This window comes from Psychroserpens sp. S379A (assembly GCF_049800755.1).
GTDB lineage: Bacteria > Bacteroidota > Bacteroidia > Flavobacteriales > Flavobacteriaceae > Psychroserpens.
In genome coordinates this window covers 20,272-31,501 of the sequence record NZ_JBNAFQ010000008.1, presented here as the reverse complement: position 1 = coordinate 31,501, position 11,230 = coordinate 20,272, and the positions used below count along the sequence as shown (strand labels likewise).

General features: G+C 32.8%; 9 protein-coding genes. 3 read left to right on the top strand and 6 right to left on the bottom strand.

Features of this window, described 5'->3' with window-relative positions; translation table 11 throughout:
- Positions 1-2,351: T9SS type A sorting domain-containing protein (locus ACP15M_RS14075; RefSeq protein WP_425077836.1), on the top strand; the 2,351-nt coding region annotated here is incomplete at its 5' end.
- Positions 2,352-2,579: 228 nt separating this feature from the next.
- Here the strand turns inward: ACP15M_RS14075 and ACP15M_RS14070 are convergent.
- From ACP15M_RS14070 to ACP15M_RS14050, 5 genes are read right to left on the bottom strand one after another with little or no spacing between them, the layout of a single operon-like run.
- Positions 2,580-3,332 carry a pseudouridine synthase gene (locus ACP15M_RS14070; protein ID WP_425077835.1) on the bottom strand — a complete coding sequence of 251 codons (753 nt, stop codon included), beginning with the start codon at positions 3,330-3,332 and terminating at the stop codon, positions 2,580-2,582.
- Between the two features lie 18 nt (positions 3,333-3,350).
- Positions 3,351-4,178, bottom strand: a complete 828-nt coding sequence (locus tag ACP15M_RS14065; protein WP_425077834.1) for an alpha/beta hydrolase — start codon at positions 4,176-4,178, stop codon at positions 3,351-3,353.
- A gap of 1 nt (position 4,179) precedes the next feature.
- The gene (locus ACP15M_RS14060) at positions 4,180-4,542 is read right to left on the bottom strand and encodes a cupin domain-containing protein (RefSeq protein WP_425077833.1); all 363 of its coding nucleotides are present in this window, start codon (positions 4,540-4,542) and stop codon (positions 4,180-4,182) included.
- Between the two features lie 49 nt (positions 4,543-4,591).
- Positions 4,592-5,149 (bottom strand): hypothetical protein, encoded by a 558-nt coding sequence (locus ACP15M_RS14055; RefSeq protein WP_425077832.1) that lies wholly within the window; start codon positions 5,147-5,149, stop codon positions 4,592-4,594.
- Between the two features lie 23 nt (positions 5,150-5,172).
- Positions 5,173-6,702, bottom strand: coding sequence for a helicase HerA-like domain-containing protein (locus tag ACP15M_RS14050; protein WP_425077837.1), 1,530 nt, complete (start codon positions 6,700-6,702; stop codon positions 5,173-5,175).
- Between the two features lie 166 nt (positions 6,703-6,868).
- Here ACP15M_RS14050 and ACP15M_RS14045 point away from each other — a divergent pair, with 166 nt between their 5' ends.
- On the top strand, positions 6,869-7,501 hold the full coding sequence (locus tag ACP15M_RS14045) for a 7-carboxy-7-deazaguanine synthase QueE (protein WP_425077831.1): 633 nt from the start codon (positions 6,869-6,871) through the stop codon (positions 7,499-7,501).
- A 7-nt stretch (positions 7,502-7,508) separates the two neighbouring features.
- Here the strand turns inward: ACP15M_RS14045 and ACP15M_RS14040 are convergent, their stop codons facing one another.
- Positions 7,509-8,783, bottom strand: coding sequence for a YCF48-related protein (locus ACP15M_RS14040; RefSeq protein WP_425077830.1), 1,275 nt, complete (start codon positions 8,781-8,783; stop codon positions 7,509-7,511).
- Positions 8,784-8,958: 175 nt separating this feature from the next.
- On the opposite strand from ACP15M_RS14040, the gene asnB reads away from it, so the two are divergent.
- On the top strand, positions 8,959-10,647 hold the full coding sequence (asnB, locus tag ACP15M_RS14035; RefSeq protein WP_425077829.1) for an asparagine synthase B: 1,689 nt from the start codon (positions 8,959-8,961) through the stop codon (positions 10,645-10,647).
- Positions 10,648-11,230 lie beyond the last annotated feature (583 nt).

Here is an 11,230-nt window from a genome sequence, read left to right as displayed (position 1 = left end):
ATGAATTATTATTAATAGGATCATGTCCAACGAATAATGAAGTTGAAGGCTGTTCAACAAATGCAGAGATATCATCCGCATTTGATTTATGGAAGTCAGCAGTGCTTTCAAATTTTAGTGCCACAGGAGGATGTAATGCAGAGGTAGAATATTCTACAGATGTGTCAGCTTTACAAGCACCAATACAATGTGGAAGTGTGGATCAAGTAATATCAGTAGATGTAAAAGCAATAGATGATTGTGGAGAAACATCAGTAACAACATGTAGTTTTACAGTTAAGGCTTTTGAATCTACATTGGAAGTCACAGATGTAGAGGATGAGATTTATGACTCATGTGATTACGCTTCTCAAGGCGAATTAGATTTAGTCTTCCAAGCGTTTCTAGATAAGTTTGGATTTACAGGAGGTTGTGATGCTTCGGGTCAATTAGCGAGTGCTTACAGTGCACCAGATTTATGTGCTGGTGGAACAGTAAATGTAACTTATAATGTGACAGATTTATGTGAGAATGGTAGTGATACAGCAAGTTTCACGATTACACCATCATCAGCATTAGAGGTGAGTTGTCCGACAGGAGTAAGTTTAGATTCATCATCAACAGAGGAAGAGATTCAAGATGCTTACGATGCATGGAAGCTAGGATTCACAATGAATGGTGGATGTAATGCATCAGATAATTTAGATACATTCCCAAGCTTACCAGATTATATTTGTGACACTAATATTAATTTATTGTTTGAATATACAGCAACAGATCGTTGTCATCCAAATGGAGTAAGTTGCAGTTCTACTTTTAGTATTGAAGGACGAGAGCCTGTTGATGCAGGAGCAAATGGGATGCTTACAATTTGTGAAAACGGAACGATTACAGCCGAAGAATTATTTGAAGCTTTAGAAGGAAATCCTAATGAAGGAGGAACATGGAGTCCAGAACTAGAAGGAGCAGGTATTTACACTTATACTGTTCAAGGAACTGAACCTTGTCCTGATGCAACAGCAACAGTAACAGTTGAAGAATTACTTTTAGAGATTTCAGCTAGTGAACCTGTTTGTGATGAAAACTACGGAACTTATTCAGTGAATGTTCAAGTTTCTGAAGGTGCTGTTTCTAGTAGTTTAGGAACTCCAGTTGATAATGGAGGAGGTTCTTGGTCTATTATAGATATTCCAATAGATAATGATATTGTAGTTACAACAACGACAACAGTTTCTAATGATGTTAATTGTACCAACTCTGTCAATGTAATCTCTCCAAATTGTATTTGTATAGAACTCGATTTAGAGTATTCAGATGTTTCATGTTTTGGGCTTGATGATGGTACAATAACTGTTAATTTTGTTACTGAAGGAGCAACAGTTACAGTTAATGGAGCGCCTTATGATGTAAATACGTTATATGTTCCAGGTACTTATACAGTTGTAGCGTATTTTGAAGGGAATGATAATGAAGATTGTATAATTTCAGAAGATATTACTATAGTTGAACCAGCTCTTGTTGATGTTCAAGTGAGCTCTACTGATGCTACTTGTTATGGAGCTGATGATGGCACAATTACTATTGAAAGTTTAAGTGAAGGTGCTTACTATACTATTAAACGTAATGGAGTGGGTTCAGATTTAAGTGGACAAGAGTTTTTTGCGCCTGGTACATATGTAGTTGAAGCGAGATTGAATAGTAATCTGTTATCTAGAAATGCTTCAGATGTTAAAATATCAGAAAGATCTCAAAATCCATGTATAGATGCTAGGTTAGTGGTTATTGGACAGCCAGATATGTTTATGTGTAGAGTTGGAAAATTATATGAAGGCAATGAAATTAGATGTAACGATAGAATTAATAATACTTTAACTGTAAATCATGTAGGAGGAACTGGACCATATACCTACTCATGGTCAATGGATAAGTTAGGGTATTACGGAATGTGGGAAATTCAATCTGGTGGTGATCAAGAAACAATGACTTTTATGCCAGGATTAGGTAGTGCTACTTTTATTGTTGAAGTTACAGATGCAAATGGTTGTATTACAGTATGTGATTTTAAATTAAAGTCAACGTGTACAAAACAGGACTTTTATAATAATGTCTTTAGAAACTCTGAATTTGATTTTGAAATGTATCCAAATCCAACAAAAGGAAGTCTAACAATTACACTTAATAAATTAACAGATAAAGGTGTTGTAGTAGAACTATTTGATTTGGTAGGAACTAGAATGATTAATCAAACATTTAGTAAAATACGAGATAATAAAATTGATATTAACCTTACTGGTTTGGCTAGTCAAGTGTATTATTTAAAAGTGACCACTAAAGATGGTACAAAAATTAAAAAAGTTGTATTAGATAAATAACCAACCAAAAACAATTGATTTATAGCGCTTTCAATGCCTTTAAACTGTAAAAGTTTAGAGGTGTTGTTTTTTTATAAGGTGATTGTTTAATCGTTGTTTTGAGTAGATTCTATTTCCAAAGTTGGATACACATTTTAGTAGTATCAACCCATTTTCACATCCATTCCATTTGAAACCCTTTTTATATAATGCAATTGCTGAAGTGCTTCAAAAGTGATAGCAATTCTGTTAGCTCTTTTTTGAATTTGATTGATGAACTTTTTGAGAATGTTCAAGTAAATCGCTTAATTGTTTAAACTCATGTGGAGAAAGTTCGCGATATTGACCAATAGGAACATCTAAAACAATATTCATGATTCTTACTCTTTTTAATGTTATAACCTCATAATTTAAATAATCGCACATGCGTCTAATTTGACGATTCAATCCTTGAGTTAGTACAATTTTAAATGTAAACTTATTGAGCTTTTCAACCTTGCATTTTTTTGTAGTTTGTTTTAAGTCTTCAAGATAAATGCCTCCAGACATTCGAGTAATAAAGGTTTGGGAAATGGGTTTGTCAACCGTTACAATATATTCTTTTTCATGATTATTACTGGCACGAAGAATTTTATTTACAATATCTCCATCATCAGTTAAAAGAATAAGTCCTTCACTAGGTTTATCTAAACGACCAATAGGAAAAATACGTTTCGGATAATTAATAAAATCTATAATATTATCTTTTTCAACACGAGTATCTGTAGTGCAAACAATACCTACAGGTTTGTTGAATGCTAAATACACAAAATTATTTTTGGTGTTTTTTATCAAAGTTCCATCAACATGGACTTCATCATTTGGTCCTATTTTTGTTCCCATTTCTGGAACAACTCCGTTAATCGTCACGCGTCCAGCATCAATAAGTTTGTCTGCTTCACGACGTGAGCAATATCCAGCTTCGCTAAGAAATTTATTAATTCTTTTTAATTCTTCAGGCATATTCAAAAATACAATAAACTAATGACTTACAAATGCCAAAATATGGTCGTCTACCACTTTAGATTTTAAACCATGACCATAACCTTCGGTAGTTATAAGTTTAGAATTTTTGTAGAAGTTTTTAAAATCTTCGGCATCGCTATAAGGAATAATAGTGTCAAATTTATCGTGAATTAAAAGTCCTTCTGCAGTAAAACTTTCTGAAAATCTAGCTGCATTAAAATACTCTGGTTTATTATTAAAACGTTCGTAAACTATGGTGTTTATAGTTTTTGAAACACGAGTATTATAACCCATCATATTGATATATCTACCAAAAACATCTACAAAATTTGAAGGAGCACCAAGTAAAACTATTTTTTCAATTGAAGGCAGTTGATATTTATGCTGAAAAAATGTCGTTGCCATACCACCAACAGAGTGACCTATTATAATATTAGCATTAAACTTTTTTGCCACAACGTTAATGCATTCTGAGTAGATTACTGCATTAAATAATTTGCCGCTTGATCGACCATGTGCTGGTGCATCAAGTGCAATTATATTATAATCTAATGCCGAAAGTTTGATAATTAAATCTTTCCATCTAAAGGAATTACTTTCCCAGCCATGTGCTAGTAAAATAGTATCTTTTTTACCTAACCAGCGATAGGTCATAATACTAATGTCTTCGTATTGCACATCTTCAATAAAGGCGGTTTCTAAAAAATCTTTTTCAGTTTCTTTTAATCGTTTTCGTTTAGGAGAAGAAAATAACCTTATAGCTAATCTTGCAGCTAATCGAGAGGAAAATAGACTAATGAAATTGATAAAAGCACCAATAATTTTTGCGATTATATATTTCATTTTAGTCCTCTCTGTTAACTAATTCCATTGAAAAAGCAGGTTTGCAAATAGCAATATATTCACAAACGTCTGAAAATGGATTAGAGTATTGAACTCTAGTGTTTTTTTCTATTTTAATAGATTCACCTTCAGTTAAGACTATGGTTTCATCCTCAATAATGAATTGTTTTTTACCTTTAATAATAAAAGTGTATTCATCAAATTGAGGGGTTTGAAAGGGCTCACTCCAACCAGGTGGAGCAACCATATGTGCGATGCTTAAATTAGAATTACCATCGGTTGCAAGTCCGAAATGTTCTTTTATGACTTTTCCGTCAGTTGTAGGTACAATAAATGGGGATCGTTGTACAGTGTATGGTTTCATTATAAGTTATAATTTTCAGATTTGTAGTATGCTAAGAACCACAAATCGACTACCAATATAACATGAAATATTTAATTTTCGCATTATCTGGTATTTGAACTGCTTCAATTTTTAAATCCATATTGTATTGTAAATTGGCTGGCAGCTCTTTTTTATCAATAGTAAATGTTGCATTAATTTCATTTACCGAAACAACTATTGAGTTAATTAATGTTGAAATTCCTGAAATTTTATAGTTGTTTTTTATATCTGCAAATGTGCTGAGTGTAGATATATTTTTATCAGTTTTATAACGAGAATCTAAAATATGAATGCTTGTAATTACAGCAGTCGAATCTAACGACTGAGAAGGCGTTAGCGTTAACAGTTGTTTTCCTGAAGTGTCATAAATTTCAATATCGTTACTGTTACCAGTAAATTCGTCTCCTGTAATATTTTTTACAATAGAATCTGAAGGAAACGCTAATTTTAAATCTTTAACTTGAGTTGAATCGGTTAATAAACCAATGTGTTGTTTGTTAATTTGAAAAGGATCTTGTTTTTTGTCTTTAGTACAGCTTACAATTAGTAATGCTATAAGTACTACTGAAACTAGGAATTTATTCATAAATTTTAAAAATAGGGAATTAATTATTTTAACATCTTTGTTAAGATACCAAGTACACTTCTTATTACAGTCGGACTACTTAATACTTTTATTATAGGGTTTTGTCTAGTACTTGCACGTCGAGTTCGTCTTTTGGTTTCAGCTTTTTTAATAGCCTCTTTTTCTTTGCGTGCTTTTTCTTTTGCTTCTTCAGCTTCAGCAATTTCAATTTTTTTGGTAAGCATTTCGTAAGCGCTTTCACGATCTACTTCGTCATTATATTTTTTAGCTAATTTAGATGTTCCTAAAAGAGCACCTAATTCATGTTCGGTTAAAACATCCATTCTACTCATAGGAGCACGCATCATTGTTGCAGCTAAAGGAGTTGGTTTTCCTTTTTCGTTTAAAGCTGAAACTAAAGCTTCACCAATTCCTAAAGAAGTTAATACTTCTGCAGTATCATAATAATCTGTGTCTGGATAATTTTGTGCAGTGAGTTTGATGGCTTTTCTGTCTTTAGCTGTAAATGCTCTCAATGCATGCTGCACTTTTAAACCAAGTTGTCCTAAAACGGCTTCAGGTACATCTGTTGGATTTTGAGTCACAAAATATAAACCTACACCTTTACTTCGAATTAATTTAACAATACTTTCAATCTGATTCAATAAGGCTTTTGAAGCTTCGTTAAAAATTAAATGTGCTTCGTCTATAAACATGATAAGTTCTGGTCGACCACTATCACCTTGCTCAGGAAAAGTTGAATAGATTTCAGCTAATAGACTCAACATAAAGGTTGAAAATAGTTTCGGTCGATCTTGAATATCTGTTAATCTAATGATGTTAATATAACCTCTTCCTTCATTGTCAATGCGTAATAAATCGTCAACTTCAAACGAAGTTTCACCAAAAAATAAATCGGCTCCTTGTTGTTCTAATTCTATAACTTTTCTTAAGATAGCTCCAGTTGAAGCTGTAGAAATTCGTCCATAAGCTTCAGTAAATTCTGCTTTTCCTTCTTGTGTAGCATACTGAAGGATTTTCTTAAAATCTTTAAGGTCTAATAATGGCAGTTTGTTGTCATCACAATATTTAAAAATAACGGCTACAACACCAGATTGTGTTTCGGTTAAATCTAAAATTCTAGACAATAGTACTGGACCAAATTCACTAACTGTTGCACGTAAACGCACTCCATCTTGTTCAGATAAGGTAAGTACTTCAACAGGAAATGATTTTGACTCAAAAGGCAAGCCAATTTTTTCGTGACGTTCATCAATTTTAGGGTGTCCAGGACTTGGTTGTGCCAAACCACTTAAATCACCTTTAATATCCATCAACAATACAGGAACACCTTTCTCACTTAAGTTTTCAGCTAAAACTTGTAATGTTTTTGTTTTTCCAGTTCCTGTTGCACCAGCAATTAGTCCATGTCTATTCATGGTTTTTAAAGGTACATTAACGTACGTATTTGTCATGGTTTCACCATCCAACATCGCAGATCCTAAGGTTAAATAGTCACCTTTACATGAATTTCCGTCAGTTATTTGTTTTATAAAATCGTCTCGTCTACTCATCATTCAAAATTTGCATAAAAATAGTGTAATTTTAATCAAGTATGAAATAGTTTTCAGCCGTAAGCTTTAGCATTCAATCTTTTGTTTAAAGCTCTAAAAACCATAACATAAAATTACTGTATGCTACTTACTGAATACTGATGACTATTTTATACATTTGCAAGCTATGACAAGACGTGAACGACAAGAATTGATAGACAAAGGATTGCTATTGCCTTTAATGGAAGAATTTTATACCATTCAAGGTGAAGGTTATCATAAAGGTACTGCTGCTTATTTTGTAAGGATTGGTGGTTGTGATGTTGGGTGTCATTGGTGTGATGTAAAAGAAAGCTGGCTAGCCGAATTACATCCTCCTACTGAAACTAAAAGCATTGTAGAGAATGCTGTCAAGTATAGCAATACAATAGTTGTGACAGGAGGAGAGCCTTTAACTTGGGATATGGGACCACTTACAGAACAACTAAAAGCTAAAGGTGTTCAAACTCATATTGAAACTTCTGGAGCGTATAAACTCACTGGAGATTGGGATTGGATTTGTTTATCTCCTAAAAAAATGAAGCTTCCAACTGAAGAAGTTTACAATAAAGCACACGAATTAAAATGTATTATTTACAACAAAGACGATTTTAGATTTGCTGAAGAACAAGCTGCTAAAGTAAATGAAGATTGTATTTTATACTTACAACCTGAATGGAGTAAGCGTGATAAAGTTGTGCCTCAAATTGTAGATTATGTTATGACAAACCCAAAATGGAAAGTGTCATTGCAAACCCATAAATACTTGAATATTCCTTAATAAGGTTTTAGCGTTTCACAATTTTTATTGAAGAACGTCCAGAGTTGTTGTGAAAATCAACAAAATAGGTTCCAGCTGCTAATTCTGAAACATTAAATTTATAAGTTTTTAAAGTTGGTTGTAAAATGATGTCTCGAGATAATTGTTTGATGAATTTTCCGTTGATGTCATATAATTCAATTAGGATGTTTTCATCGCTTTCAAAATTAATGGTAAACTCTAAATAATGTTCTACAGGATTTCCAAGAATTTTGATGTCTAAATGCTCATAATCATTTCTTGATAAATCTTCAGTACTTAAAGTGTCTTCAGTGTATTTGTAAATTGTGGTTCCCGCAGCATAAGCCGAAGTTGAGTTGATGATAAAAATTCGATTTAAGTTATTTCCAACATTTAAATTCGTCCATGTTTGTCCTCCATTTAAAGTTTCGTAAAAACCCGTTGTATGTCCTCCCATCCATCCATGGTTTTCTGTAATAAAACCAACCGCTTGAATATCTGTTTCTGGTGCATCAAAACTCGTCCAAGTTTGTCCGCCATCATTAGAGGTTATAAGTAATCCTGGATTTGCTCCAACTGATGAAACTGCTCCAAACATGATATCAGTATTGCCTTCAAGTGTTTGAAGTTTCCATACATATTCTCCACTTATATTAGAATTGTATATTTCGGTCCATGTAACACCTCCATCTGTAGTTTTTAAAATGGTACCACCATTGGTGTTTCTACCTGCAGTAAATCCTGTGTTTTCGTCTAAAAATAACACTTCAACAAGAGCATTAGCATAAGTAGACATGTCTATAAATGTCCAAGTATCTCCACTATCAGTAGATTTAATAATATAAGCTGGATTAAAATAAGCTCCACAGCCATAAATAGTTGAAGCTCCAACAGCGTCTAGGCCACAAATGGCATTCGGATTAGGAGATATGTTTGTCACTTCAGTCCAATTAGTACCTCCATCTATAGTTTTAAAAAACGTTCCGTTTAGTGTGCCAATAAAACCAATGTTTTCATTTAAAAATTCAATCTTTCTAAAATAATAGCCACCAGGAATATCACTTTCATTAAGTTGCTCAGTCCAAGTCAAACCTCCATCAGTAGTTTTATAAATTCTTGCATAATATCCATTTGCAGCCCAACCTAAATTTTCGTTTAAAAAGAAAACATCATCAAAGCGTTGTCCATTAGGATTTGAAAATGCATTAGGAGCTGGTTGCCAAGTAGGTTGAGCACTTAGATTGATAAAAAACAAAAGCAAAATTAATTGTAATAGTTTCATGTGATGTAGCAAGTTTAAGATTGTAAAGTTACGAATATGTTTTTTGTAGTTTGTATTTCATTTTGTTTTAAAAAGAAGTGTTTTAATATTGAATTATAACTAATATTGAAATTAAAGTTTGAATCAGTTAATATTAGAAGCATATTTGACTAATGAATTATAAAATAATTGAATTATGTGTGGAATTGTATGTGCGTTTGAATTAAAACAGAAATCTGAAGATTTAAGACTTCAAGTGCTAAAGATGTCAAAAAAAATCCGTCATCGAGGACCAGATTGGAGTGGAATTTATAGTGATGAAAAAGCGATATTAGCTCATGAAAGATTAGCGATAGTAGATCCAGCTTCAGGAAAGCAACCTTTATTTAGTGACGATAAACAACTCATTTTAGCTGCTAATGGAGAAATATATAACCATCGCGAACTAAGAAGTCAATTTCCTTCATATCAATTTCAAACTGAAAGCGATTGTGAGGTGATTTTAGCACTTTATAAAGAAAAAGGAACTGACTTTGTTGAAGAGCTTAATGGTATTTTTGGTTTTGCAATTTATGATGTTGAAACGGATGAATACTTTATTGCTCGCGATCACATGGGAATTATTCCATTATATATTGGTTGGGATGAAAATGGAACTTTTTTTGTTGCATCAGAATTGAAAGCCTTAGAAGGTGTGTGTACCAAAATTGAACTATTTCCTCCTGGTCATTATATGAAAAATGGCGAATTGGTACAATGGTATCAACGTGATTGGGAAGCCTATAAAGCTGTAAAAGACAACCAGACTGAAATTGCCGAAGTGCGCCAAGCTCTCGAAGATGCTGTACATAGACAGCTTATGAGTGACGTGCCTTATGGTGTGTTGTTGTCTGGTGGATTAGATTCTTCAATCACTTCTGCAATAGCAAAAAAATATGCTGAGCGTCGTATTGAAGCAAACGATAAAGAACAGGCTTGGTGGCCACAACTGCATAGTTTTTCTGTAGGCTTAGAAAGTTCACCAGACTTAGCTGCTGCTAGAAAAGTTGCAGACCATATTGGTACTGTACATCACGAAATTAAGTTTACAATTCAAGAAGGATTAGATGCTATTAGAGATGTTATTTATAATCTTGAAACTTATGATATTACTACTATTAGAGCCAGTACTCCTATGTATTTAATGGCAAGAGTAATTAAATCTATGGGAATTAAAATGGTATTATCTGGTGAAGGTGCAGACGAACTGTTTGGAGGTTATTTATATTTTCATAAAGCACCAAATGCTAAAGAATTTCATGATGAAACAGTTAGAAAACTGAATAAGCTTCATATGTATGATTGCTTAAGAGCAAATAAGAGTTTGTCAGCATGGGGAATTGAAGGTCGTGTGCCTTTTTTAGATAAGGAATTTATAGATGTCGCTATGCGCATTAACCCGAAAGATAAGATGATTAATGGAGAACCTTTCGACTCACGCTCAAGACAGGCTATGGAAAAATGGATATTGAGAAAAGCTTTTGAAGATTTGTTGCCAGAATCTGTAGCGTGGAGACAAAAAGAACAATTTAGTGATGGTGTTGGTTATAGTTGGATAGATACTTTAAAAGTATTAGTTGAAAAAGAAGTCACTGATGACCAAATGGAAAACGCTAAATATAAGTTTCCTTTACAAACACCAACTAATAAAGAAGAGTTCTACTATCGTTCTATTTTTGCTGAACATTTTCCAAGTGATGCAGCTGCTTTATGCGTTCCGCAAGAAGCAAGTGTCGCTTGTAGCACTCAAATAGCTTTAGAATGGGATGAAACTTTTAAAAACATGAATGATCCTTCGGGAAGAGCAGTAGCCAAAGTTCATGATGATGCTTATGCAAAAGTATAGCTCAAACCTGTATGTATAGAATAGTTAAAGACCAATCTTAAGATTGGTCTTTTTTTTAGTGGTTTAAAATTCAAAGCAATATATTTGTTTTAAACCACTCAAAACCCTTGTGAGTACTAAAGGTAACAGATAGGTGACATTTAAATGACGTGTTAAAAACAAAGCTGTATTTGCAAATAGAAAATAATTAAAAACCAATTGTTAGTTTGTTTAGGAAGATTTAGTGCTTATACATAATCTATTTAGTTTTGAAACTAAATTTATGTGCTTCAGACCGAAATGGAAGAATCTCATTAAAAAAGATTTCTCACGTGTGTTCTAAATTGTACAAGTTAACTAATTCGAGGACTGTTGAGACATTCCATTTTGAAATTTTTTAACCGTTGCTTTATGTTTTTGTGTTGATGTGACAAATCACAAGAATAAAGCTTCTAAATTCAACTATTTCAAACCTTAAATAAGCCGATTTAAGCGTTTTTAGCTGTTTTGCCCTCAGACTGCGTTTAAAAAAACATTCAAAATTTAGTTTAAACAACTTTTTAAGCGATTTAAGACACTTTTGAGTAATTAACAAATGTTGATA